At 65.9% G+C, this 24,247-nt stretch carries 20 protein-coding genes; 12 read left to right on the top strand and 8 right to left on the bottom strand.

Translation table 11 applies throughout. The annotated features are described in order from the left end of the window. Positions 1–106 precede the first annotated feature (106 nt). The gene (eccE, locus tag F600_RS0125365) at positions 107–1,639 is read right to left on the bottom strand and encodes a type VII secretion protein EccE (protein WP_255222408.1); all 1,533 of its coding nucleotides are present in this window, start codon (positions 1,637–1,639) and stop codon (positions 107–109) included. Between the two features lie 103 nt (positions 1,640–1,742). Here eccE and eccB point away from each other — a divergent pair, with 103 nt between their 5' ends. Next, positions 1,743–3,158: a type VII secretion protein EccB gene (eccB, locus tag F600_RS0125360; protein ID WP_162141479.1), complete on the top strand. Its 1,416-nt coding sequence runs from the start codon at positions 1,743–1,745 to the stop codon at positions 3,156–3,158. Here eccB and mycP read toward each other — a convergent pair whose 3' ends face one another. Together mycP and eccD are read right to left on the bottom strand one after the other, a co-directional pair. Beyond that, complete coding sequence (gene mycP / locus F600_RS0125355; RefSeq protein WP_018163480.1) at positions 3,159–4,481, bottom strand: type VII secretion-associated serine protease mycosin; 1,323 nt, start codon at positions 4,479–4,481, stop codon at positions 3,159–3,161. It lies immediately after the preceding gene. After that, positions 4,478–5,887 carry a type VII secretion integral membrane protein EccD gene (gene eccD / locus F600_RS0125350; RefSeq protein WP_018163479.1) on the bottom strand — a complete coding sequence of 470 codons (1,410 nt, stop codon included), beginning with the start codon at positions 5,885–5,887 and terminating at the stop codon, positions 4,478–4,480. The genes mycP and eccD overlap by 4 nt, the downstream gene beginning before the upstream one ends. Positions 5,888–6,003: 116 nt before the next feature. On the opposite strand from eccD, the gene F600_RS0125345 reads away from it, so the two are divergent. The 4 genes from F600_RS0125345 to F600_RS0125330 all read left to right on the top strand — a co-directional run bounded on the left by F600_RS0125345 (position 6,004) and on the right by F600_RS0125330 (position 11,777). Then, positions 6,004–9,888 (top strand): type VII secretion protein EccC, encoded by a 3,885-nt coding sequence (locus F600_RS0125345; protein ID WP_018163478.1) that lies wholly within the window; start codon positions 6,004–6,006, stop codon positions 9,886–9,888. After that, positions 9,885–11,090 (top strand): type VII secretion-associated protein, encoded by a 1,206-nt coding sequence (locus F600_RS0125340; RefSeq protein WP_018163477.1) that lies wholly within the window; start codon positions 9,885–9,887, stop codon positions 11,088–11,090. The genes F600_RS0125345 and F600_RS0125340 overlap by 4 nt, the downstream gene beginning before the upstream one ends. A gap of 79 nt (positions 11,091–11,169) precedes the next feature. After that, the gene (locus F600_RS29830) at positions 11,170–11,466 is read left to right on the top strand and encodes a WXG100 family type VII secretion target (RefSeq protein WP_018163476.1); all 297 of its coding nucleotides are present in this window, start codon (positions 11,170–11,172) and stop codon (positions 11,464–11,466) included. Between the two features lie 17 nt (positions 11,467–11,483). Beyond that, entirely contained in the window at positions 11,484–11,777 is a 294-nt protein-coding gene (locus F600_RS0125330) for a WXG100 family type VII secretion target (protein WP_018163475.1), read from the top strand. On the opposite strand, the gene F600_RS0125325 is transcribed toward F600_RS0125330, so the two are convergent. After that, on the bottom strand, positions 11,774–13,165 hold the full coding sequence (locus tag F600_RS0125325) for a neutral zinc metallopeptidase (RefSeq protein ID WP_018163474.1): 1,392 nt from the start codon (positions 13,163–13,165) through the stop codon (positions 11,774–11,776). The genes F600_RS0125330 and F600_RS0125325 overlap by 4 nt on opposite strands. A gap of 290 nt (positions 13,166–13,455) precedes the next feature. Between F600_RS0125325 and rplM the strand changes: the two genes are divergently transcribed. The 3 genes from rplM to glmM all read left to right on the top strand — a co-directional run bounded on the left by rplM (position 13,456) and on the right by glmM (position 15,841). After that, positions 13,456–13,899: a 50S ribosomal protein L13 gene (gene rplM, locus F600_RS0125320; RefSeq protein ID WP_018163473.1), complete on the top strand. Its 444-nt coding sequence runs from the start codon at positions 13,456–13,458 to the stop codon at positions 13,897–13,899. Beyond that, entirely contained in the window at positions 13,896–14,399 is a 504-nt protein-coding gene (gene rpsI / locus F600_RS0125315; RefSeq protein WP_018163472.1) for a 30S ribosomal protein S9, read from the top strand. Before rplM ends, rpsI begins: the two co-directional genes overlap by 4 nt. Positions 14,400–14,503: 104 nt before the next feature. Continuing rightward, on the top strand, positions 14,504–15,841 hold the full coding sequence (gene glmM, locus F600_RS0125310; RefSeq protein WP_018163471.1) for a phosphoglucosamine mutase: 1,338 nt from the start codon (positions 14,504–14,506) through the stop codon (positions 15,839–15,841). A gap of 4 nt (positions 15,842–15,845) precedes the next feature. On the opposite strand, the gene F600_RS0125305 is transcribed toward glmM, so the two are convergent. The 3 genes from F600_RS0125305 to F600_RS0125295 form a co-directional block, all read right to left on the bottom strand. Continuing rightward, entirely contained in the window at positions 15,846–17,177 is a 1,332-nt protein-coding gene (locus tag F600_RS0125305; RefSeq protein ID WP_018163470.1) for a WS/DGAT domain-containing protein, read from the bottom strand. Between the two features lie 21 nt (positions 17,178–17,198). Next, entirely contained in the window at positions 17,199–18,512 is a 1,314-nt protein-coding gene (locus F600_RS0125300; RefSeq protein ID WP_018163469.1) for a wax ester/triacylglycerol synthase domain-containing protein, read from the bottom strand. A 96-nt stretch (positions 18,513–18,608) separates the two neighbouring features. Then, positions 18,609–19,919, bottom strand: a complete 1,311-nt coding sequence (locus tag F600_RS0125295) for a condensation domain-containing protein (RefSeq protein ID WP_245541642.1) — start codon at positions 19,917–19,919, stop codon at positions 18,609–18,611. Positions 19,920–20,043: 124 nt separating this feature from the next. Between F600_RS0125295 and F600_RS0125290 the strand changes: the two genes are divergently transcribed. From F600_RS0125290 to F600_RS0125275, 4 genes are read left to right on the top strand one after another with little or no spacing between them, the layout of a single operon-like run. Next, complete coding sequence (locus F600_RS0125290) at positions 20,044–20,799, top strand: LamB/YcsF family protein (protein WP_018163467.1); 756 nt, start codon at positions 20,044–20,046, stop codon at positions 20,797–20,799. A gap of 4 nt (positions 20,800–20,803) precedes the next feature. Next, positions 20,804–22,333 carry a 5-oxoprolinase subunit B/C family protein gene (locus tag F600_RS29825; protein WP_018163466.1) on the top strand — a complete coding sequence of 510 codons (1,530 nt, stop codon included), beginning with the start codon at positions 20,804–20,806 and terminating at the stop codon, positions 22,331–22,333. Positions 22,334–22,378: 45 nt separating this feature from the next. Further along, positions 22,379–22,648, top strand: a complete 270-nt coding sequence (locus tag F600_RS0125280) for a hypothetical protein (RefSeq protein ID WP_156024822.1) — start codon at positions 22,379–22,381, stop codon at positions 22,646–22,648. Beyond that, a complete protein-coding gene (locus F600_RS0125275) occupies positions 22,645–23,313 on the top strand; it encodes a hypothetical protein (protein WP_018163464.1) in 669 nt (222 codons plus the stop codon). The genes F600_RS0125280 and F600_RS0125275 overlap by 4 nt, the downstream gene beginning before the upstream one ends. Here F600_RS0125275 and F600_RS29820 read toward each other — a convergent pair. Then, positions 23,310–24,161 carry a dienelactone hydrolase family protein gene (locus tag F600_RS29820; RefSeq protein ID WP_018163463.1) on the bottom strand — a complete coding sequence of 284 codons (852 nt, stop codon included), beginning with the start codon at positions 24,159–24,161 and terminating at the stop codon, positions 23,310–23,312. The two genes, F600_RS0125275 and F600_RS29820, sit on opposite strands and share 4 nt — an antisense overlap. Positions 24,162–24,247 lie beyond the last annotated feature (86 nt).

Genomic DNA, 24,247 nt, shown 5'->3' with positions numbered 1-24,247 from the left:
CCTCAGAACGGGTCCTGTAGGACACCGGAGCCGCAATCGCGCCACTACTCAGGAGCCTATGGCCTGAACGTCCGTATGGCCAGAAAACCGCTCTGAGCTTGCGTTTTCAACTAGTTCGCACCGCGCTCGATCCGACGATGAATTCCTGTTCGGCGGGGACTGTCACAAGCTCGACCGCTATCGATTGACCACCCACGGTCACCATGATCGAGGCGCCGGTTGCGGTGATCGAGAGGTCGGGCGCGATGCCGGTGAAAGCGGCTGGCGTTGCCGCGGCGAAGATCGTGGTGATTCCGGGAGCGCCTGGCTGAAGATCCCCGTCCGCGACGAGCACGTCGTAGCCAACGGGCGTCGGTTCGCCGAGTCCAGCGACGCAAAGTTGAGAACGGTTTCCGACGGCGTGGACAAGCGGCTCCCACATGTCCGGCCGGTCCGTTCGCACGACGATTCGCGCTCCGGTTGCAACGCCGCGGAAGATCGTCTGCCGCAGGAACATCGACGAACCCACCAGGGTCGCGGTGCGGGTGCTCGATGCGCACAGCGGAACCGCGATCGCGCGACCGTCAGAGGTGGCGCCGACGAGTTGACCACATCCCCCGGTGGCCACCGCAAAGCTCGACAACTCGGCAGTGGGGACATCGTGAAAGACCAGGGCAGCGTCGCCGTTCGAAGCCAGCGGCAGGTGTGCTCGCAGGTGTTGGAGTTGATGTCCGTCGACTCGGCGCGCGGGCAGCGCGGGGGTCTTGTCGGCCCCGGTGAGCCGCCACGACAAAGCGGCTGCGACTCGGCCGGCGGCTTCCTGCGGTCGTAGCGCGAGCATCGTCGTCGTCGCCTGAGTAGAAATCGTCCAGACCTGGTCGATGAGGGCCGGTGTCAGTTCCGTCGCCGAAAAGCCCGAGTCGTTCTGATCGCCGATCGCAACGGACGACCAGCCGTTTCGCACATCCCCGCCGGCCACGGCCTGGGACACGGCCGTGATCTCATCGGCGGACAGAATCCGCGCGTCGACGTCGTGGCGTGCCAAGACATCGACGATCCGGCTCGTTGCGGTCCTCAGTGTCGAGACTGCACCGTCGCGCCCACCGCCTCGACGTTCCACCGCCTCTGACCGTGCATCGAGTCGGACAACGATCCATACCGCTCGATCCGGAACTGCCGGCAACGGTCCGATGAGCTGTCGAAGGACGCTCGCCGGTCGGGTGTGAATTCGCCGCGCATGGCTCACGATGTCGATCCCGGCCAACGTGATGTCGTGTTGGTGCAGGGCCGCCGCAAGCGCCTCGAGGGGCAATTGCTCACCCGGAACGGCGCCTCGGCGAGACAGGACTGTCAGTCGGGTCTTGGGAACGATGGAAACGACCGCTGCGCACTTAAGACCAGACCAGCTGGCAGCCATGCCGTTGAAGTCCGTCGGTACCGGTAGGGCAAGGTTCGACGCTCGCGCATACCCGATCGCGGTGGAGAGTCGGCCGAGAAGTGATTGCCGGCGGATTGGGACCACGAGAGCGACGGCGACAAGGACTCCGACAGTCACTGCGACGACCGAAGAAGCGACGGCCGCGACGAGACACCCGGCGGCGACCCCGATCAGTTCGGCCGTGAGCACGGAAGCCAACGTCGGTCGCCGAAGTCCTTGCACACCCACCACCCATATCCACCAGACAGGCCAGCATCGTCCCAGGTGAACTGTACTGTTAGTGATCTCAGGAGGCTCTGGGTTCGAGGTGTATGCGGGAGGGTCGTTGCGGCAGCAGCCAGTGACCCGGCCGCAGGTGAGCGGGTACCGCTTCCACCTTCGTCAGTTAGAAAATGCTGTGGTTCGGCGCGATGTCCGCGGCCTCGGCGATCCGCTCCGATCCCAATCGCGTGCACTTGCCGTCGGTGTTGTCCTGGCCGCGGTGGTGCTTGCCGGTAGTGCGTTGTTCGGCTTGATTCGCCCCAAGTCCCACGTGGGGACCGACCCGATCGTCGTGACGAAGGAATCGGGTGCGATGTACGTGCGCATCAACGACACCCTTCATCCGGTGCTGAATCTGGCGTCGGCTCGGCTCATCGCGGGGAGTCCGGCGCAACCGGTCGTTGTCAGCGAGAAGGCTCTGGCAGACCTGCCCCGCGGGCCCCTCGTCGGTATCCCGGGCGCGCCGTCGGCGATGCCGTACAACCCGAAGAGCACAGGCCACCTCTGGGCGGTGTGCGACCTCGCAACGGACGGTCGGCTGCAGTCGACGATCATCGTCGGGCAGCCGGACGAGTCGGTTGGAGTGCATTCTCTGACCGGCAACGAGGCGATCCTGATGCGATCGGCGGACAGCACGTTCCTGGCTTTCGATGGCCATCGTGCGCGCGTGGACACGGCAAACGGTGCAGTTACTCGCGCGCTCGGCATCGATGGTAAGGCGACACGGCAGGTCAGTGCAGCACTGCTCGGGACGATCCAGGAGACCGCGCCGATCGAGGTTCCGAAAATCGAGGGTGCGGGTCAGCCGGGACCCGGGGCGCTTCGTCAGTACGCCGTCGGGACCGTCGTGCAACTAGGCGAGGGACCGGCGACGCGATATTTCGTGGTGCTGCGATCAGGAGTTCAAGAGATCGGGCAGCTGGCCGCAGACCTCGTGCGTTTCGCCGACTCCCATGGACAGTCGTCGATCCCGCGGATCACGCCGGACACTCTTGGTTCGATTCCCCCGGTCAAAGAGTTGAACACTGCCGGTTTTCCCCAAATAGCGCCGTCGATCATCGACCAGGATGTCGCCTGCTCGACGTGGGGACCGAATGCGCCGGCTCGACTCTTTGTCGGTGCGAAGCCGCCCGTCCCTGGTGGGGCCCGCCCGGTCGAGCTGGTGCAGCGCGACGGCAATGGCCCGAAGGTCGACGCGTTCTATCTTCCGGTCGGATCTGGTGTGTTCGCGAAGTCCGCGCAATCTACGGGCGCCGGTGGCGACAGCCTGTACTACCTATCCGACACCGGGGTTCGATACGGCGTGACGGACACCGATGCCGCCAAGATGCTCGGCCTCACCAATCCGGAAGCAGTTCCATGGTCGATCCTCGGGCTGCTCGCGGCCGGGCCGGCGTTGGGCCGCGAGGAGGCATTCGTTGCACACGATGGCCTGGAAGCTGGTGGCGTTACGGCGACGATCGAGCCGACTCCGCGCTGATCACCGCCGTTTTCGGCGAGGTGCGGCCACGAGTCCGAGGGCCAACAGGCCGAGAACCGAGGCAGTGCCGAGAAGCGCGAGATTCCGCCCCCAGACGTGCGTCTCCGAGGGCAGATCCGGAATCGGAATCGGGCGTCCGTCAGCGCGGTCCGATCCGGGTTTACGTGGCGAAGCGATGTGTGCCGGGTCGACGGCGGTCACTGCGGCACCAGGATCGACCACACCGAATCCGACGTACTGATCCCACCCGCGGGCGGGCGCGTGTGCGGTGGCTTCGATGAGGGCGATGACGTCGCGAGCCCGCAATTCCGGAAAGCGTGCTCGTATCAACGCGGCGGTACCGGACACGAGTGGGGCCGCGAAACTCGTGCCATTGATCGCCAACCGCTGGCCCTCGGTGCCCGCGATTGCATTGGTCAAGCCGTCGGTGCGTGGATCGAGGGAAACGACCCGCTCTCCGGGTGCGGCCATATCGACCCACGGTCCCGGCACGGTGAAGGGCGACGCCTGTCCACTGGGGCCGACGGAACCCACGGTCAAGACGTACTCGTCGTACCAGGCCGGAGACACGATCGTCCGTACGGACTCCCAAGACCGCTGACCACCTTCGGCGACGTGGCAGACGTCGTTGTTGCCCGCCGCGGCGACGATGACGACGTCCTTGACGACCGCCGCGTATTGCACTGCGGCCCCGAGGCTTGCGTCGTTCATGTCCGGGGCGCACGCGACTTCCGACAGGTTGATGACGGTGGCGCCGGAGTCGGCGGCATAGCGGATTGCGCGGGCCAACGAGCCGACCGTGCCCACGCCCTTCGAGTTGGACACCGACTGATTCGACTGCCCACCGGTGTACGAATATGCGGCACTCGACTGTCGGATCGACAGAATTGTCGCGTCCGGCGCGATGCCGGCGAAGCCGTCGCTGTCGCTCGGAGTCGCCGCGATCAGGCCGGCAACGAGTGTGCCGTGGGCGTCGCAGTCCTCGGTCCCATCCGATTGGGTGACGTAGTCACCGCCGCCGATCAGATTCTTCAGTCGAGGGTGGTGAGCGACTCCGGTATCGATGACCGCGACCTTCTGGCCAGCGCCGCGCGTGAGGTCCCACAACTCACGGACGGGGAGCGCGGCCTCGACGGAGTCGGCGGGATCGAGGGGAAGCGGTTCCGCGCATTCGGATCGCTTCTGCGTCGCCGCGGACGGCGACGGTGCGGCAGCGCCGGGGAGATCGGCGGGATTGGGGTCGGGCGGACGCTCCGCGCTCGCGATCGGACTCGCGATCAGAACCAGCGTGGTGGCAACCGTGACCGCTTGTCGAATCCTCACCGCAGCGAGAGTGAGTCGAACAATCCGCCCACCCAACAGGCAAGTGGAACGGCGACCGCAATCGCGACGAGCTCGAGGACGTCGATCGCGCGGCGAGCCGGAGGACTCAGCTGGCGACTGCCGGCCGTACCGATCAACACCGCGGCCCCGGCCGCCACCGCTGCCAGAGCGAACCCCACGAGCGCCACATCGGAGCGGAACGCGATACCGACGGCCACCGCCGCGACCGTCGTCGAAGCGCCCGCCAAGAGTGCTGCTGCTGGTGCGGCCGCCGCGTAGGTGCGCGCACGCAGGCCCAGGAGGACGGCGCAAGCGCCGGCCAGTGCGACGCCTCGCCACGAGACACCGACGCCACCCAACGTTGCTCCGACCGCTCCAAGGACGATCGCGACCGTTGCGGCGAGGACAAGACCGGCGAGGTAGCGGTCGGCGCGGATGGCGCTCTGCTGGAGTTCGGCGAACGAGGGAAGGTCGTGGTCGACGTCGCGATCGCTGTCGGCAAGTGGGCCGGGCAGCGCCGGAATCGGCAGCCGACTCAGCGTCACGGACAGGCGACTCGCCGCGGTCAGCCCCGCCAGGCCGCACACAGTCAGCACGGCAGCGCACGTGGGCAGTGCCGGGCTCGTAATCGTGCCAAGCAGAGCCGCCGGGGCGGCCAGAACGGCGAGGTAGGCGAGAGCGGACAACGCGGTGTGGCCGCGTCCCGACAAACGCGCGGCGATGATCGACGTCGTTCCCGCCAGTGCGCAGCCGAACAGGACGCCGCCAAGCCGTGGATCAGGAATGAGGAGGAGTGCCCCGGTGAAAGCGAGCGGCGCTGCGGCGGCGCCCAGACCCGCCGACAGGAGTGGTTCGTCGTAGGTTCGTGCCGCGATCAGACCGCACAGTAACAGCACGGCTGCCGTGCCGAACGCCGCCACGATCCGAATGCCGGTGTCGGCAGACCCGTTGCCCCACAACAGTGTTGAGCATGCGGCCACGAGCAGTGCAGCCCCGCACGTCCACGCGACAGCGTGCGCACTCGTCTCACTCCACGCCCGTTCCCGGGTGACATCCGGACCGGACAAGAGCGAAGCGACATCATCGAAAACGGGGTCCACCCGTGCGGACGGACGGCTCAGCACGAGGAGATCGCCATCCGCGATGCCGTGCGCGCGAAGACTCAGAGTGCCAGTCAACGGTGGCTGCCCGACCCTGCTCAGGGTGAGCGCCTCAGACGCGCCGTTCGCGGATCCGATGGTCAGCGCAGCGAGGTCTGGCAACAACAGAGCGATCGGAATGTCGGCCGGTACCGAGACATCGACCTGTCGATCGTTTGTCGCAATCGTCAGCCGGCAGAGCACTGCTGGACGCAGCGTTCCCGGTACGGCGTCGGCCGCGGGCTCGGTTGACTGGCCCGAAGACATGGCCTGGCTCAAACGTTCCCCTGACGTCGGAGGATGCGGTCAGCTGCGATTTTAGGCAGTCGGTGCCGCAGCCATCATGATGTTGATATTCATTTACCTATGCGGGTGGTCCGGTCATGACGTCGGTCCGTTTCGAGCGCGGTCCACGACATCCTGCGCCACGGGTCCCGGGCGGCGAAATGCCCCTTCAGCCACCACCGGAAGTCAAACGACCGACATCTGGCAGCTTTCTGGCGAAGATCCTGCCCGTCGTCACGATCGCGGGTGCGGCCGGCATGGTCGCGATGTTGTTCGCTTCCGGCTCGTTGGCGTCCAACCCGGTCGGTCTGCTCTTCCCCGTGATGATGGCGGTCTCGACCTTGGGGATGTACGCCGGACAGCGCTCCGGGACGTCTGCCGGGGCTTCCGATGCGGACCGCGCGGACTACCTGCGGTACCTCGATCAGACTCGTGCCGAGGTGGCCGCGGTCCGATCGGACCAGCAGGCGGCCGCAGCGTGGACCCATCCCGACCCGCGCATGCTGTGGGAGCGAGCGGGGACATCTCGCATGTGGGAGCGTCGATCCACCGATCCGGACTTCGGACACGTGCGAATCGGAGTCGGTGACCAGCGGTTGGCGCGCGGCCTCGTGACTCCCGATCTCGGACCGCTCGACGAACTCGAACCCGTCAGCGCACTCGCGCTGCGTCGTTTCGTTCGTGCGCATTCCGTGGTGCCGAATCTGCCGATCGCGGTCTCGCTGCGGGGGTATGCCTCGGTCCGGATCGAGGGAGACGCCGACATCGTGCGCGCGGGAGTTCGTGCGCTCGTGTCGTCACTGTGCATGGCTCACGGTCCGGACGACGTGGTCGTTGCGATCGTGGCCGACCCGACCGTGGCCGGCAGGTGGGATTGGGCGAAGTGGCTGCCGCACGTGCAGCATCCGACGCAGCGAGATGCGTTGGGGGAGCGTCGATTGGTCGGCGTTTCCGTCTCGGACGTGCGAGCCATGCTGGGCGGATGGCTGTCGAATCGAGGCCGCTTCACGCGTTCCGCGTCGACCCACACCGCACCCCACGTCGTCGTGATCGCGGATTCCGTCGATGCGAGCGAAGTCATCGGTGACGCCGGACTCGAGTCGGTGACTCTGGTGTCGTTCGGAACGCCCCTTGCTCCAGCGGTGGGCCGCACGCTGGAACTGTCCCTCGACGGTCGGCAGATCAGCGCCCGGGGCGAATCCGGGTTGACGCCCATCGCCGTGATCGACGAGGTCTCGATTGTCGAAGCCGAGCAGGTTGCGCGGAGCATGGCGCGATTCCGGGCTCCCGCACTCGGCTCGACGCCCGCCGAAGGAACGAGAAGCCGATCCGGATGGGCCGGGCTCATCGATATCGACCCACTGAATTTCGACGCAGATCAGTCCTGGTCTCGCCGCGTCGGAAGGGACCGTTTACGGGTTCCCGTCGGAGTCGCCGAAGACGGATCGGTCGTCGAACTCGACCTCAAGGAGTCGGCGGAAAGCGGAATCGGTCCCCACGGTCTGTGCATCGGAGCCACGGGTTCCGGAAAGTCGGAGTTCCTCCGAACTCTCGTACTGGGCCTCATCGCGACCCACTCACCCGAGCAACTCAACCTCGTCCTCGTCGACTTCAAGGGCGGCGCGACATTCCTCGGGCTCGACGGCGTGCACCACGTCGCTGCGGTCATCACGAACCTCGAAGCGGAGTCGACCCTCGTCGAACGCATGCGCGACGCGCTTGCCGGTGAGATGAACCGCCGCCAGGAAATCCTCCGTGCGGCAGGCAACTTCGCGAATGTCGGCGACTACGAACGGGCCCGCGAAGCGGGTGCACAGCTCGCTCCGATGCCGGCGTTGCTCATCGTCGTCGATGAATTCTCTGAGTTGCTGTCCCAGCATCCGGAGTTCTCCGAGTTGTTCGTCGCGATCGGCCGGCTCGGGCGTTCGCTGCACATCCATCTGCTGCTCTCGAGCCAGCGACTCGACGAGGGGCGTCTGCGCGGCGTGGACAGCCATCTGTCCTACCGGATCGGACTGAAGACGTTCTCGGCAAGCGAGTCGCGCGCGGTGCTCGGCGTTCCCGATGCGCACCACTTGCCGTCGACACCGGGTGCCGCCTACCTGAAGTCCGATCATGGCGACCTGCTTCGATTCCAGTCCGCTTATGTGTCAGGTCCGTTCGTCGAGAGCGCGGCAGGAGGTGCGCGAGTCCGATCGTCGGCGCTGCGGCCCATGCTGTTCCGGGCGCTCGAAGTAGAGATGCCTGACGTGCCTCCTGCGATCGCGCAGGCCGCGGCAGACGCAGGTACCTCGACGCTCTTCGACACGATCGTGGGGAAGGTCCGGGGTCGCGGTGCCAACGCCCACCGAGTCTGGCTTCCCCCACTGGACGCTTCGGCCGATCTGACGGAGATCCTCGGTGCCCGCCTGGAGGCGGAGATCGAGGCGCTGGCCGGTCTCCGGGTGCCGATCGGGCAGGTCGACCGACCCTTCGAGCAGCGCCGCGATCCGCTCGTGGTCGACTTCTCGGGCGGATTTGGAAACGCCGCAATCGTCGGTGGGCCGCAGTCGGGCAAGTCGACCGCGATCCGAACGTTGGTGTGCTCGCTGGCATTGACCCATTCCTCCCGCCAGGTGCAGTTCTATTGCCTCGACTTTGGCGGTGGACTCCTCAACGGGCTGACCCAACTGCCACATGTGGGTTCAGTCGCGTCCCGCCGAGACAGTGATCTCGTGCGCCGAACCGTCGCCGAAGTGACGGGACTCGTCGCCGAGCGCGAACGTCACTTCCGGACGTGGGGCGTCGAGTCGATGGTCGAGTTCCGTCGCAGGCGTGCGACAGAACCCTCGTTCGGCGATGACTTCGGTGACGTCTTCCTCGTGATCGACGGATTCGGCGTCCTGCGGTCGGACTTCGACGGCCTCGAACAGCAGATCACCGCGATTGCCACGCAAGGACTTTCGTATGGAGTGCACGTTGTCATCACCGCCGCCCGATGGCCGGATCTGCGACCGGCGCTGAAGGATCAACTCGGCACGCGGATCGAATTGCGGCTCGGCGACGCCATCGATTCAGATTTCGGGCGCCGCCTCGCAGCGCAGGTACCCGCCGGACGTCCGGGCCGTGGCATGACGAAGGAAGGTCATCACCTGCTTGTCGCGCGACCGCAGATCGGTGATCAGGCGGGTCTGTTCGCGGTCGCAAACCTCGTCGCCGTACGCAACGCATCCGATCCGGCGCCCGCGGTTCGGATGCTGCCGACCGAGCTTCGCGTCGACGCCCTTCACGCGGCGTTGGTCGATGCTTCAATGGGCAAGCTCGCGGTCCCGATCGGTCTCCGCGAAGCCGATCTGCGACCCGCATTCGTCGACTTCGCCGAGCAAGCTCACATGCTGGTGTTCGGCGACAGTGAGTGTGGCAAGACGAACCTGCTGCGGCTCATCGCCCGCGAACTCACCGAGCGGCATGCGCCGAGCGAGGTCAAGCTCATCGTCGGCGACTACCGCCGGACCCTCCTCGGTGTCGTCGACGGCGACCATCTCGCCGGCTACGCGCCAGCCGCGCCGACGCTGACCACGATGATGAACGACCTCTCGACCGTTCTTCGCGGGCGCCTCCCCGCTGCGGACATCACGCAACAACAGCTTCGAGACCGGTCGTGGTGGTCGGGGCCGGAGATCTTCGTGATCATCGATGACTACGACCTCGTCGCAACCGGATCGAATCCGATGGCGCCGATCGTCGAATTCCTCGCGCAGGCCAAGGACATCGGGTTGCACCTCGTTCTCGCGCGGCGCAGCGGCGGCGCGGCCCGCGCTCTGTTCGACCCGGTGATCAGCCGACTTCGTGAAGTCGGGGCCGCGGGCGTGGTGATGAGCGGTAACCGCGAGGAGGGAGCGCTCGTCGGTCAGGTGCGGCCTTCGGCGATGCCGGCCGGGCGCGGTGTGTTCGTCACGCGGGATGCGGCGCTGGTTCAGACGGCCTGGGCTCCACCGTCGTGACCGCGGCCGAGCTCGTCATCACCGACGGTGGTTGCTGGATTCGCACCGGCGGCGCGTTCCAAGCCGTACCGGATCAGAATTGGAATCCGGCCCGCTACCTCGGGGACGAGGTCGTTCTTGCCGGTACGGCGGGACTTCGCCCGACACCGATGTCGCAGGCGCTCGAAGCGTTGGTCCGAGGGGCATTCGGCACGCTCGGTCGGTCGGCGAAATCGATCGACCGATTGACGTTCATCCACCCGACGCATTGGGGTACGCGGCGAATCCGGCAACTCGAGGAAGTCGGTCCGGCGCTCGGGTGTGCGGTGTCGTGCACGCCGTTCGCGTCGGCGGTCGTCCGTCGTCGCGGTCAGCGAGGTGTGACGCTCGTGGTCGAATGCGGCGAACTCTCGACGTGCGCAAGTGTGGTCGGCGCGGACGGCCGGATCTCCGAGTCGCGCTACGCACCGACGCTGGGTTCGGGTGATGTTGCCGAATCTCCTGATCGCGCAGCGCAGTTCGGCGACCTGGTCAGTCGGCCCGGGATCGATCAGGTGCTGATCACCGGCCGTGCAGAGCTCGACCGCATTGCGGCGCAATCGGTGCGAGCGGTCGTCGCACCGGATCCGGCGGGGCTCGAACAGAAGCGGGAACCGGTGCCGTCGTTGGGCACGCGGTTGGCGACGGTGCCCCGCGTCTGGTGGGTTCTCGCGGGTGCATTGATGGTCGCGGTCGTCGTCGCTGGGACGTTCCTGCTCATCGATCGACCCGAGTCCGCGAAGGCTTCCGACAAGCCGCAGACGATCGCATTCGGACGTGCGCACCTTCTCCTTCCGCCTGGCTGGACCTCTCAGGAGCGAGACCAGGATTCCGGCCAGCGCCGCATCGACCTGAGTCTCGGCGACCGCAAGGATCTTCGGATCATCGTGACGCAGAACTCGGTGCCCGAAGCGACGACCCTCGACGACGCGAAGCGATCGCTGCGCCGGCAGATGCTGGCCAAGGCAGACACGTTCTCCGATCTCGAAGACCTCGTCTACGGGGGCCGGCAAACGATCTTCTACACCGAGCATCCGACTGGCGATACGTCCGAAATCCGTTGGTACACCATGATCGACCGCGGAGTTCAGACCAGCGTCGGCTGCCAGTTCCGGCCGGGAGTGTGGCACGACCTCGCGGCGACGTGTGAGCAGGTCGTGGCCTCGGTCGACGTCGTCCGCTGAGCTATTTCGACTTCGATGGAACCGATCTCGGGTTTCACGCGTCGAAGGGTGCGTAAGGAACTTGATTCAAGGAGCACCGATGCCGCTATTGGCCAGCCCGGACCAGATCCGGAAGTTCTCGCAGGATATGCACGACAAGCACACACAGATCGCCGAAACGATTGCCCGCGTCGACCAGCAGTCCGATATGACCACGGCGACGTGGCAGGGCCAGGCGCGCAACGCGTTCGACAACTTCATGGATCGGTACTTCTCGCTCGCGCGCGAGCTCAACAACCAGCTGCAGTCGACTGCCGACGACGTCGCCCGAGCCGGTGCCGCGATCGGTGGAGCCGACGAACAGTTCCACAGCCAGGTCAGCTCTCTCAACCTCTGAGTCGTTTAGGAGTTCTCATGTCCGATTCCGTCATTGCAGCCAATTTCGCGTCCGTCGCGGATGGTGCCAATTCAATCCGGTCGAGCGCGCAGGGTCTGCTGTCGATGCTCGCCGACTTCAACAGCCAGGTTCGCCAGTTCGTCGACCAGCACTGGCAGGGTGAGGCGAACGACGCATTCGCGGCGCTTCAGGCCAACTGGAACAGCAAAACCGAGGAACTGACCTCGATGCTGAACCAGGCCGCGGGCGTTGTTCTCACCGGCAACGAGCAGTTGCAGGCGACTGATCGCCAGCTCGCGTCGTTGTTTTAGTAGTACCGACTGTTGCAGGCGTCGATGCCATGGAGGATCCCGAGTCGGAATGACTCGACTCGGGAAAATCCGCTCGGTACCGACTTGCCGTCGACGTCCTGCGCCGCGTATCCGTCCGTCAGCAACGCGGATATCGCTTCATCGAGATCGATGGAGGTCAGCCGGACTCCGTCCGGTTTTTGCTCCGCGAGGGCAGCGGCGATGGCTCCGGACAGGCAGGACGATCGAAGCCCGACCTCAACACCCTGGATCGAATGCCCAAGCTGCTTCTGGACGGCGAGCGAATAGCGCGAAATCACGGCCAGGTTCGCGGTGAAGTCGCCGTTGACGGTCTTATACAGACCCGCTTCGGTGGGATAGATGGGAATCGCCCGCCGGGCGAGATCGTCGACGTTGACGGCGATCTGATTGTCCGTCTCGCAGTATTGGGCCGGGCGGTCGAGCTTGCTGTCCGGGCACTTCCCACCGAAGTCGAACTGCGGTTCCTTCTTCGCCGGCATCACGCCGTTCAGCGCCGAAAGCAGATCGTTGAGTGACTCCCTGGTGACCGGCGGTTCGTCCTTGGTGGGCGAGACCGACGGGAACTTCGACTCGACCGCGGCGCGGCGCTCTTGGATCTCCTTGTCGGTGATCTTCGTGCAGCCCACCGCGGCGTCCGAGAAGCCGATCTGGAGGGCCGAAACCCGCTCGAAGGACGATCCGTGGATCGCGAACGGGTCGCTCGGATCGACGTCACGCAGCGACGCCATCGTCGACAGCACCGCCGTGAGGCCGTCGGAGGTATTGAGCCGGAAGTGCTTGGCACCACCTTCGACGATGTGCCGCAGGAATGCGCCGGCGAAGCAGTCCGCCTGCTGCTCGAGCACGATCCCCGGATCGGAGTCCTTCGCCAGCCCGGACTGTCCCTGGATCGAGTGGCCGTATTCATGCGCCACCACCATGACGACCGCCATCGGCCCCCAGATGGACACCATCTCGGGGAGCAGGAGTCCGCGGTCCCATCCCATCGAGTTGTCCTGGGTGCAGAACGCGGCGTTGACGAGTTGGTAGGTGTCCATCCCGCAGAACCGGACGGACTCGGTGGATCGGCTGTCGAACGACACGATGCGCCCGATCGGGCGGAACGGGGCGGTGGTGATCGAGGGATATTCGAGCCGCCAGTAGTCCTGGATGTCGCTCAGGGCGTTGCCGACGAGGCGATCGATCTCGCCGTGGTCGGTGTTGTAGATCCGAAGTTCGGCGTCCGGGACACCCGGGCGAGGGCCCGATTGGCCCCCGACCGGCGCCAGGCCGGCAACGCGGAATGGATCGTCGTAGATCGACTGCGCGGTGCCCGCAACCCGTTGTCCGCATGCGCTCAACACGACCGCCAGCACGACGGCGATCATGGCGAGAGATGATCTTCGGTACAACATCATTCGCAGTTTCACTCACGTACACCGAGCGGTGGAGCGGATTCACCACGGTTACTCGCACTGACGACATTTCCATCGCCTAGCCACAGGCGGAACCCAGGAAATCCAGCGTTTTGGACGAGGGCAAAGCCGCTGGTAAAGTAGCCCGCTGGCATGTGGCATCGCTGATTCGTCAGCTGAACTTCCGGGTCTGTGCCGGCCGCCGGAAGATAATTCACCCGATTTGCCTGGCTGGCGCCAACCGAAACAGACAAGGATCTGCTGTGTCTACCTTTCATCCGAAGGCTGGTGACATCACGCACGCGTGGTACGTCATCGACGCCTCGGACGTGGTGCTCGGCCGCCTTGCCGTCCAGGCAGCAAACCTGCTTCGCGGCAAGCACAAGCCCACGTTCGCTCCGAACGTCGACGGTGGCGATTACGTCATCATCATCAACGCTGACAAGGTTGCCCTGACCGGCAACAAGCTGGCGGACAAGAAGATCTACCGCCACTCGGGTCACCCCGGCGGTCTGAAGTCTCGGACGGCTGGCGAGGTTATGGCCAACAACCCCGAGAAGCTGGTTCAGAAGGCTGTTCTGGGCATGATCCCGAAGAACAAGCTCGGTGCCGTCATCGGTTCGAAGCTCAAGGTCTACGCGGGCCCGGACCACCCGCACGTCGGCCAGCAGCCGACTCCGTTCGTCATTAAGCAGGTGGCACAGTGACCGAAGCCCAGGAATTCGAAGACGACTTCGAGGTCGTCGAAGAAGTGATCGAAGACGACGCCGAGACCACCGAGGCCCCGGCCGCTGCGGCGCCGCGCCCGATCCCGGTTCTCGACCGTCCGATCCAGACCGTTGGTCGTCGTAAGGAGGCTGTCGTTCGCGTCCGCCTCGTTCCGGGCACCGGCGTGTTCACGCTCAACGGCCGCACCCTCGAGAACTACTTCCCGAACAAGGTGCACCAGCAGCTCGTCAAGTCGCCGCTGGTGACCGTGGACCGCGTCGAGTCCTTCGACGTTCACGCTCGCCTCGTCGGCGGCGGCCCGTCGGGTCAGGCCGGTGCTCTGCGCCTGGCCATCGCTCGTGCTCTCGTTGAGGTCACTGCGGAGGACCGCCCGGCCCTCAAGGCCGCTGGCTTCCTGACTCGTGACGCTCGTGCGACCGAGCGTAAGAAGTACGGTCTGAAGAAGGCGCGCAAGGCGCCGCAGTACTCGAAGCGCTGATCTTCGTACCCCATACTTGGGCGGGTGTCCTTTTCCGGACACCCGCCCAAGGTGGTTATCAGGGCATATATTCAGGCCAGTTCTCCTGCAGATAGGTGTGTTTCGTGGGTCGACTTTTCGGTACCGACGGCGTTCGGGGCCTGGCGAACGAAGCGCTCAGCGCCGAACTGGCGCTGCAGATCTCCACGGCCGCGGCGCACGTGCTCGCCGACGAACCAACCGGTGACCACCGCCCGGTTGCCGTCGTCGGACGGGACCCCCGCGCGAGCGGCGAAATGCTCGAGGCGGCCGTCATCGCCGGTCTCACGGCATCCGGCGTCGACGTGCTGACTCTGGGCGTGCTGCCGACTCCCGCGGTCGCCTTCCTGACCGGCCATTACGACGCCGCGCTCGGCGTCATGATCTCGGCCTCGCACAATCCGATGGACGACAACGGGATCAAGATCTTCGCAGCCAAGGGCGAGAAGCTCGAGGACGACGCCGAGGACAAGATCGAGGCGGCGATGGAAGAGGGACTCAGCCATCGTCCGACCGGCGCCGGCATCGGCCGCGCCTTCCAGGTCACCGATGCGCTCGACACCTACCTGTCGCACCTCGCCACGTCGATCAAGCATCGCCTCGACGGCCTGAAGGTCGTCATCGACTGCGCCAACGGCGCGGCGTTCGAGGCATCTCCGGCGGCCTTCCGTGCTGCCGGCGCCGAGGTCATCACGATCCATGCGGAGCCCGACGGCATCAACATCAACCAGGACTGCGGGTCGACGCACCTCGAGTCGCTGCAGAAGGCTGTCGTGTTGCACGGTGCCGACGTCGGCATCGGACATGACGGCGACGCCGACCGCTGCCTTGCGGTGGATGCCCAGGGTTCGATCGTCGACGGCGACGCGATCATGGCGATCCTCGCGCTGGCGATGCACGAGGACGGCGAACTCGTCGACGACACGCTCGTTGCGACGGTCATGAGCAACCTCGGTCTGCACATCGCAATGCGGAAGGCCGGCGTCCTCATCAAGACGACCGGTGTCGGCGACCGCTACGTCCTCGAAGAACTGCGCGCAGGCGGGTACTCGCTCGGCGGTGAACAGTCCGGGCACGTTGTTCTCCCCGCCTACGCGACCACCGGCGACGGTATTCTCACCGCGCTTCGCATCGTGTCGCGCATGGCGCAGACCGGGCGCACGCTCAGTGAACTGGCCAGCGTCGTGCAGACCGTTCCGCAGGTCCTCATCAACGTCAAGGTGAGTGACAAAGCTGCGGTCGCGTCGGCACCGGAAGTGCTTGCTGCGGTCGCCGACGCCGAACGTCACCTGGGCGAAAACGGTCGAATCCTGTTGCGCCCCAGCGGCACCGAAGAGCTCTTCCGGGTCATGGTCGAGGCCACCGAGCCCGGCCTCGCCGACAAGCTGGCAGCCGACCTCGCCGCCATCGTGGGCGCAGTCTAGGAACCTAGATCTCGCGCCGGATCGCGGCGTGCAGCAGCTCGGCGTACAGCTCCGGGCGCGGGACCGTGTCGCTCGCGGTTATGCACACTGCGACGCGATCACCGAGTCCGACCATGGCCTGGGTAAGGCCCATGTTCCGGCGCAGCAGCGGCGGACCGCCGATGAAGACGACGCGGCCACCGAGCAGCGACAGATCTGCCGGCCCCTTCGGGTAGGACGTGAAGTTCGTGTGGCAGATGGGGGACGTCGGAGTCGTCCGCAAGTTCTGCTCCGCGTTCGACCGCACGACCTGAACCGGTAGCTGCTCGAACAGTTGCCGCTCCGCGAGGTGCTCGTCGTCGGGCTTGTCGGCCAGGCCCTTGCGAAGACTCTCTTGAATTCGTTCGACGCGTTCGTTGAGGTCTTCGATCCCGATGCCGAGGTCGACGAGCACCGAAGCGCTCGCGACGTTGGCGCTCGGGACGGGCAGGTCGCTGTCCGCGATTCCATCCGGGACAACCGGGACCTGCGCGAACAATGCTCCGGATTCGGGCAGGGCGTCGAGCTCGGCCAGGTACGTCTCCATGGCCAGCGACACTGCGGTCAAACCGGTTTGAGTCACGGTGCCCGCCCAGCGGAGGTCGGCGCGCGAAAAGATCGAGATATCGAGGAACGACCGGCGCTCGCCGGTGGCGTTGAGCGGTTCGATCGACTCGATTTCCGGTGGCGGGCTCGCGGGCCGCTTCTTCGTCAGCTTCCGGGCCTGGCGATTGGCGTTCCAGAGGTTCCGGGGGACGGCGCTGAGTTCGCCGATGCTCTCGCGCAGCCCCAACCGTGGCGTCGGGTTGCCGTGACCGGGAATCCGGGCCGCCGCGGAATCGTCGCCGAAGAGTGCGCGCTGGATCTGGGTGATCCCGCGCCCGTCGGTCAGAACGTGCGCCACCTGCAAGAACACGATCGTCGCGTGCCCCGCGACATCCGGTACACCGCGGAGGTTCCGCCAGATGACCATGCGCCACGCGGACTGGGTCGGATCAACGGGGTTCGCCGATGCCTCGACCACATGGTCGAGGACGTCCTGCCACGTGGCACCGACTGCCTCGGTGATCTTGTTTCGCGCCGGTTCCGGGTCGCGCACCCAGTGCGGATAGGTCAAATCGCCGGGTGCGTATTCGATCCGTTCCTGAAGGGCCGGGATGAACCCGATCCGACCCGCGAGGATGTCCCGGATGTCGGCGAACGACGGCGACTCAGCGCCACTGTCGATCGCGATGATGGCGCACAGGTCCGAGGCTTCCAGGTTCTTTCCGCCGCGGGAGTAATAGAAATGCAGGGCGTCGAGCGCGGACAGGCGCACCGGTTCGTCCTCCGATCAGGTCTAGATCTCGCGCCTCATCGCGGCATGCAAAAGGTCGGCGTACAGCTCGGGCTGCGGAATCGAGTCGCTCGCCCCCACAGATACGGTAACGCGGTCCCCAAGCCCGAGCAGAGTCTGCCCGAGTCCTTGGCCCGGACGCAGAATCGGCGGGCCGACGAAGTAGGCCAACGGGTGGCCGAGGAGCTGAAGATCCGGTCGTCCCTTGGTATACGAGGTGAATCCGATGTGCCACGGCACCTGCTTGATCTGCGAGCCGCGCGCGACGATCAGACGCAGGATCTGGACCGGAACCCGCTCGAACAGTTGCCGTCCGGCCAGGTGGTCGTCGTTGGCCTGCGCGGCGACCTGATCGGTGAGGTTCTGGCGGATTCGACCAGCCCGCTCGACGCGATCGGGAGTCCCGACCGACAGGTCGACGACGACGCCGACGCTCGCGGAGTTTCCGCTCGGGACCGGCAAGTCCGCTTCTCCGAGCCCAGGCGGCACGACGGGCATCTGCACGAACAATGGCGGCGTATCGTCACCGACCTTCTTGAGGTAGGCCTCCAGTGCGATCGACGTGGCCGCCAGGCCGGTCTCGGTGACGCTGCCGCCCCAGCGCAGGTCCTCGACGGCGACGTGACGCACATCGAGGAACGCGAAGCGCTCGCCGGGGGAGTTCAGCGCTGCGACCGACTGGAAGTCGTGGGTGTTCACGGGTGTGCCGCCGGCCTGTCGGGCGGCCCGGATGAACTTCACCAGGTTCCACGGTGCCTGGGCGAGTTCGGCGAATACCTGGACCAACCCAACAGTGCGGCCGGCGTTGCCGTGGCCGGGAATGCGGGCCAGTGCACCATCGTCGCCGAATAGGGCGCGTTGGATCTGGGTGACGCCGCGACCGTCCGTGACCGCGTGCGAGACCTTCATCGCGATCACGGTGGCGCGATTCTCGATGCCGGGTGCTCCGGCGACGTTGCGCCAGATATGACCACGCCAGGCGGATTCCAGCGGGTCCAGCGGGTCCAGCGGCATCGCCTGGGCGACCCCGACGACCTCGCCCCAGGTGCCGCCGGACATCTCCGCGAACTTGGTGCCGGTCGGCGTGGGGTCGGTCACCCAATGGGGATACGCCACGTCGCCGGGTGTCAAAGCGATCCGCTCGCGCAGTGCGGGGATCAGTGCGATCCGCGCGGCGAGCGCCTCGCGGAGTTCCTCGATCGACGGCGACTCGTCTCCGCTGTCGAGGACCATGACCGAGATCATGTCGCCGCCGCCGAAGTACCGTCCCGCCTGGCTGTAGTAGAAGTTCGACGCGTCAAGCGCGGAAAGGCGCACCGGGTTTCATCCCCTTCATCCGAATTGCGCAACTCGTGCTGACGGTACAAGGACGGTTGCGAACGCGACGAGCGGGGTCGGCGAACGAGGGTAAGTCTAGATTTCGCGCCGGATCGCCGCGTGCAGGAGATCCGCGTAGAGCTCGGGTTGCGGGATCGCGTCGCTGGCCGCAATTGCCACCGTGACCTGATCGCCGAGGCCGATCAATTTCTGCGCGACTCCGAGCCCAGGACGCAGCATCGGAACGCCGACCATGAAGGCGACCGGATCGCCGAGCAAGGTGAGGTCCGCCGGGCCTTTGGAATACGAGGTCAGCCCGATGTGCCAGGGCACCTGAGTGATCAATGCCGAACGCGCGGCGTTCGCCTGGAGAGCCTGGACGGGTAGGCGTTCGAAGAGTTCTCGAATCGCCAGATGCGAGATGGTCTGCTCGGCGATTGTGTCGGCGAGGTTCCGGCGGATGATCGTGGCACGTTCATTCGGGTCCAAGGTGCCGACCGCGAGATCGACCACGACGCCGATGCCCGCCGTGTTTCCGCTCGGAACCGGCAGCGAAAGTGTGTCGATACCCTTCGGCACCACCGGGAGCTGAGCCGACAACGACCGTGCCGAAACGCCGAGCTTCGCCAGGTAGGCCTCCAGGGCGATCGAAGAGGCGGTCAAGCCGGTCTCGGTCACGGTGCCCGCCCAGCGCAGGTCGGTGATCCCGACGTGACGGACATCGAGGAACGCGAACCGGCTGCCGCGGCCATTGAGTTCTTCGACCGCCACGAAGTCACTCGAGTCCAGGAGCGAAGGCGATGCACTTCGCGCGACCCGCTGGAAGTTCCGGAGGTTCCACGGCGCCCGGGCGAGTTCGGAGAGGACGTGCGAGAGTCTGACCTTCGCACTGGGATTTCCGTGTCCTGGGATGACGGCGAGAGCCGCGTCGTCCCCGAACAGGGCGCGCTGGATCTGTGACACGCCGCGTCCGTCGGTGAGGGTGTGCGAGACCTTTGTTGCGATGATCGTGGCTCGGTCGGCGACGCCAGGAGCGCCGCTCACGTTGCGCCAGACGTAGCCGCGCCAGGCGCTCACGAGCGGCTCGAGGCCGTCCAGCGGGATCGACCGGACGGTGTCGAGGACTGCACCCCAAGAATCCCCGGGCATTTCGGTGAACTTGGTTTCCGGTGCGGTGGGGTCGGTTCCCCAATGGGGGTATGCCAGATCCCCGGGGGATCGAAGAACCTTCTCCCGCAGGGCTGGAATCAGTGCGATTCGGGCCGCGAGCGCTCCCCGGATGTCGTCGAACGACGGTGATTCGGCGCCGCTGTCGAGAACGATCAGCGAGGTCATGTCGCCGCCACCGAAGTAGTTGCCGTACTTCTTCTGGCAGTTGTAGTAGTTCGTGGCATCGAGGGCGGACATGCGCACGGGATTCATCCCCTCGGTCGGATTTTGACAGCCGGGGAGACCGTATACCCAGGCAAGATCAAGTGAGCGGTGGCGAGGCGGGGAGAATGGGTGATGTCATTTGAACAGGAGAGAGACCATGCAGCGGATCGACCTCAACAGTGATCTCGGTGAGTCCTTCGGTGCGTATGGGATGGGCGATGACGCGGCGATCCTGCAGTCGGCCTCGAGCGCGAACATCGCGTGCGGGTTCCATGCGGGAGACCCGCACGGAATTCGTGCGACCTGTCGCGCCGCGGTCGCCGCGGGCGTGGTGATCGGCGCTCATCCCGCGTATCGCGATCTGCAGGGATTCGGGCGGCGATTCATCGATGTGGCGCCAGCCGAACTGACCGATGACGTCATCTACCAGATCGGTGCACTGCAAGGCATTGCCGCGAGCGTCGGCGGCTCGGTGCAGTACGTCAAACCACATGGCGCCCTCTACAACACGATCGGCAAGCACGAGGCCCAGGCACGTGCCGTCGTTCAAGCGATCGTCGAACTCAATGGCTCACTGCCGCTCATGGTCCTGCCGGGCACGGTCATCGAGAAGTTCGCGCGCGACGCGGGTCTGCGCACCGTGGTCGAAGCGTTCGCCGATCGCGCGTACAACGAAGACGGCAGCCTCGTCGCCCGCTCGCAGTCCGGCGCAGTGCTGGGCGAGGACGCCGCAGTCGAACAGGTCCTTCGGATCGTCTCCGACGGGGAGATCGTCACCGTGACCGGCGCACGCATCGCGCTGGCTGCCGAAAGCATCTGCATCCACGGAGACAGTCCCGGCGCGGTCGCGATGGCGGCCGGTATCCGGAAGCGACTCGAGTCCGACGGCGTCGAGATCGCGAGTTTCGTTTAGCGTCATGGATATTCGTCGAGCCGGTGACCGGGCAGTGCTCATCGAATTGCCCGACCTGAACGCGGTGCTCGATGTCGCTGATCAGCTGCGAGAGTTGCGGCTGCAAGGTGTGCGTGACATCGTGCCCGCGTCGAAAACTGTTCTCGTGTCGGCCTGGTCGCCGCGGGCGTTGGCGCGTGTGATCGAAGCCGTTCGAGCCATCGAGCTGCGCGCGTCAAGGCGTGAAACCCGGGCCCGGGTCGTCGACATCGACGTCGTGTACGACGGCGAGGATCTGCATGACGTCGCGGATCTTCTCGGGCTGTCGACCGACGCGGTGATCGCCGCGCACACCGACCACGAGTGGACCGCGGCCTTCGGCGGCTTCGCGCCTGGATTCGCGTACCTCGTGGCCGACGGAAATCCGCTCGATGTCCCTCGACGCGATAGCCCGAGAACCTCGGTGCCGAGTGGGTCCGTGGCTGTAGCCGGCGGTTATTCGGCGGTGTACCCACGGGACTCGCCCGGCGGCTGGCAACTGCTGGGCCGGACGACCGCGCCGATGTGGGACTCCCAGCGAACCCCGCCCAACCTCGTCGCGCATGGAGACGTCGTGAGATTCCATGCGGTCCGCGAAGCGATTCCGGTACTCGCAGAAGGGCGGCAGGCGAGGTCACACGCTGGTGCTTTCACTGTTCTGGCTCCGGGAATGCAGTCGCTCATTCAGGACCGAGGACGTCCCGGAAACGCGGCTGTCGGCGTGACGGCTTCCGGTGCGATGGACCGCCCCGCGGCACAGTTGGCGAACAGTCTCGTCGGAAATCCACTCGATGCTGCGGTGATCGAGTCGCTCTTCGGCGGTCTGCGACTTCGTGCGGAGCGCCCGGTTGTTGTCGTGGTGACGGGTGCCGAGGTCGCGGCGCATATCGCCAACGAAAAGTTCGAGTGGTCGGTACCGACCGGCACACCCTTCGCCCTCGAACCCGGGTGGGAGGTCGAGGTCGGGACGCCCACCGCCGGGCTTCGGTCGTACCTCGCGGTGCGCGGCGGATTCGACGTCGACACCGAGCTCGATAGCCGCTCGACCGACGTTCTCTCCGGACTCGGTCCTGCGCCGCTCCGAACCGGTGATGCACTGCCGATCGGTCGGGAACCGCACGAGGCGGTCAAGACGCCAGTCTCTCCGCCGCCCTGTGCCGATTGCGTGGAACTGCGCTTCGTCCCGGGTCCGCGGGCCGATTGGTTCTCGGCCGAATCGCTGGCAAAGCTGGCCGATCAATCGTGGGAGGTGACGTCCGATTCGAATCGAGTTGGATTGCGGCTCAAGGGAAATCCGCTCGAACGCGCACAGTCGGGGGAGCTGCCCAGCGAGGGCATGACGCGGGGTTCGCTGCAGGTTCCGCCGAACGGGCAACCGGTGCTCTTTCTCGCCGATCATCCGGTGACCGGCGGTTACCCCGTCATCGGCACCGTCCTCGACGCCGACACCGATCTCGCCGGCCAACTGGCTCCGGGAAACCAGATCAGATTTGTTCGGGTGTCCGGGGAACCGTAGAGCGAGCGGCTGCGTCCAACGGGTGTGACTGGATTCAAGGTCGATATGAGTCAGCTCGACAGTGACCGAGCCGAGCTGCAGAAATGCGTCGAGACCCTCGAAGATCTCGCCGGCCGACTGCGTGCCCACGATCTGCTGCCGTCCCTGAATCTGCCGGCCGGCGATCGGGTCGCGGCCGCGTGGGACGCACTCATCGATCAGGTCGTGACGTGGGTTGCGCAGTTCGATGAAGCGGTGCAACGGCTGTCCCGCATGCACAGCGCGGCCACGCAGACCGACGCCGATGCGGCAGATGCATTGGAGCGTCTGGCATGACCGAGATCGATGCCATCCTGGACCGCGGCCGCGCCGGCCTGGAATTCTTCGCGGACTTCCTCCCGCTCGCGCAGCAGGTCGCTCCACAACGGCGCGACCTGCCTTCCCTCCGGGCGAGCTACGACGCCGAACGAAGTCTGTCGCTGGAATCAATTCGCGAGTGCCGGACGTCGTTGACGACCATGCGTGCCGGTCTCGCGGATTCGTTGCAGGTACAGGGCCGAATCGGCGACTCGCTGGACGGGTTTCCGGGAGCGAGCGACCTTGCTGACACAGCCGATTCCGGCGATCGATTACTCGACAGCCTCGATGCCGTGATCGTCGCGTTAACCGAAGCGATCGAGACGATTCCCGGCATCGTGGCGACGAAAGCGGCTCGGGTCGCGGCACTGTCGAGCGATGACGTCGACGGGCGGTCGATCGATGCGGCGGAGGCGACCGTCGAAGGTGCGCGGCGACACGAGGCCGATGCGCTGGCCTGGACCGAGAAGATCTTCCTGCCCGTCGTCGACGCCCGAGTCGGGCGGTTTGTCGATGCCTGCTCGGACGGTCAGTCCGAACTCGAGCAGTGTCTGACGCGGTTGGCCGTCTCGATCGAGGAGCAGAAGTCGACGGCTAAGGAACCAGTCGTGCTCTCTGAGGGTGGTGCGCTCCCCGGAAGCTAGCTGAACATTCCCGCCGCGCGCGCCAACATCGAAGGCTTGACCTGCTCTGGCACGAACGGGTCGATGGCCCTCATCAGCGGGGCCGTCTTGTCGAGTTCGGCGAACGCCGCGTATTCCTTCTTGTTCCCGGCCGTCGCCAGGATGTAGCCCGTGAGCACGGCATACAGCGTGCGCCGAACCTTCTTGTCCGGCTTGTCGACGCCGAGCGCGGCCATGACGGTGCGGCCCTCGGGGATCGACGCGCCGGTGCCCTTGGCCAACGCACGCAACTGCACGTCTCCACCCCAGGTCAGGGCGAGCGAGCGCGCGTACGGGTCGATCTTCTTGTTGTCAGTCGGCGTCGCGACGATGAGGCCGGGCGCGGAGATCTGCGGCGCGAAGTCGACGGCGTGCGGCGAGGTCGTGACGGGGAAGAGTGCCGCCACCGCGGCGATATCGCTGCGGCCGGACGCAGCCAGCACAGCACAACTGGCGCCCATGCCGTGGCCGGCGAGCGCGAGCTTGTCGGGGTGCACGCTGATCTTGCCCGGTCCGAGGCGAACGCCGGCACAGATGTCGAGCGTCGTCCGGAGGTCGATGGCCAAACCCTGGTGCGACGGCACGACGCCGCGCTCGGTAGCTGGAGCGGCCGCCACGATGCCCCAGGACGCCAGGTGTTTGAGAAGCCCTTCGTAAGCGGCTGCCTGCGTCAGCCAGCCGTGTCCGAAAGCGACTGCGGGAAGACTGAACCCAGACTCCGGGGTGCAAACCAGGCCGGGAAGTCCGGCGAATGCGAGGTCACCCCCGAAGACCTTGTTCGGTCCTCGGCGGGAGAGTTCGGCGACGAGCGCTTTCAATGACCCGGACACGTCCTCGACCGTATCCGATCTTCGAATTGTTTTGGGTCACTACCGAGTCACTCAAGCGCTCCGCAGCGCGGCATGTGCCGCTAACC

Origin of the sequence: Smaragdicoccus niigatensis DSM 44881 = NBRC 103563 (assembly GCF_000380645.1) — a bacterium.
GTDB lineage: Bacteria > Actinomycetota > Actinomycetes > Mycobacteriales > Mycobacteriaceae > Smaragdicoccus > Smaragdicoccus niigatensis.
The sequence above is the reverse complement of the archived record's forward strand: the minus strand, read 5'-3'. Positions and strand labels throughout refer to the sequence as shown.

Excerpts from the sequence above, each read along its gene's own strand:
- F600_RS0125325 (WP_018163474.1), bottom strand. The coding sequence starts at position 13,165 with ATGATCGCCGTCGTGCTGGCGGTCGTGTTGAGCGCATGCGGACAACGG.
- F600_RS0125290 (WP_018163467.1), top strand. The coding sequence starts at position 20,044 with ATGCAGCGGATCGACCTCAACAGTGATCTCGGTGAGTCCTTCGGTGCG.
- F600_RS0125330 (WP_018163475.1), top strand. The coding sequence starts at position 11,484 with ATGTCCGATTCCGTCATTGCAGCCAATTTCGCGTCCGTCGCGGATGGT.
- F600_RS29825 (WP_018163466.1), top strand. The coding sequence starts at position 20,804 with ATGGATATTCGTCGAGCCGGTGACCGGGCAGTGCTCATCGAATTGCCC.
- F600_RS0125280 (WP_156024822.1), top strand. The coding sequence starts at position 22,379 with ATGAGTCAGCTCGACAGTGACCGAGCCGAGCTGCAGAAATGCGTCGAG.
- F600_RS0125345 (WP_018163478.1), top strand. The coding sequence starts at position 6,004 with ATGACGTCGGTCCGTTTCGAGCGCGGTCCACGACATCCTGCGCCACGG.
- F600_RS0125295 (WP_245541642.1), bottom strand. The coding sequence starts at position 19,919 with ATGTCCGCCCTCGATGCCACGAACTACTACAACTGCCAGAAGAAGTAC.
- eccD (WP_018163479.1), bottom strand. The coding sequence starts at position 5,887 with ATGTCTTCGGGCCAGTCAACCGAGCCCGCGGCCGACGCCGTACCGGGA.
- F600_RS0125275 (WP_018163464.1), top strand. The coding sequence starts at position 22,645 with ATGACCGAGATCGATGCCATCCTGGACCGCGGCCGCGCCGGCCTGGAA.
- F600_RS29830 (WP_018163476.1), top strand. The coding sequence starts at position 11,170 with ATGCCGCTATTGGCCAGCCCGGACCAGATCCGGAAGTTCTCGCAGGAT.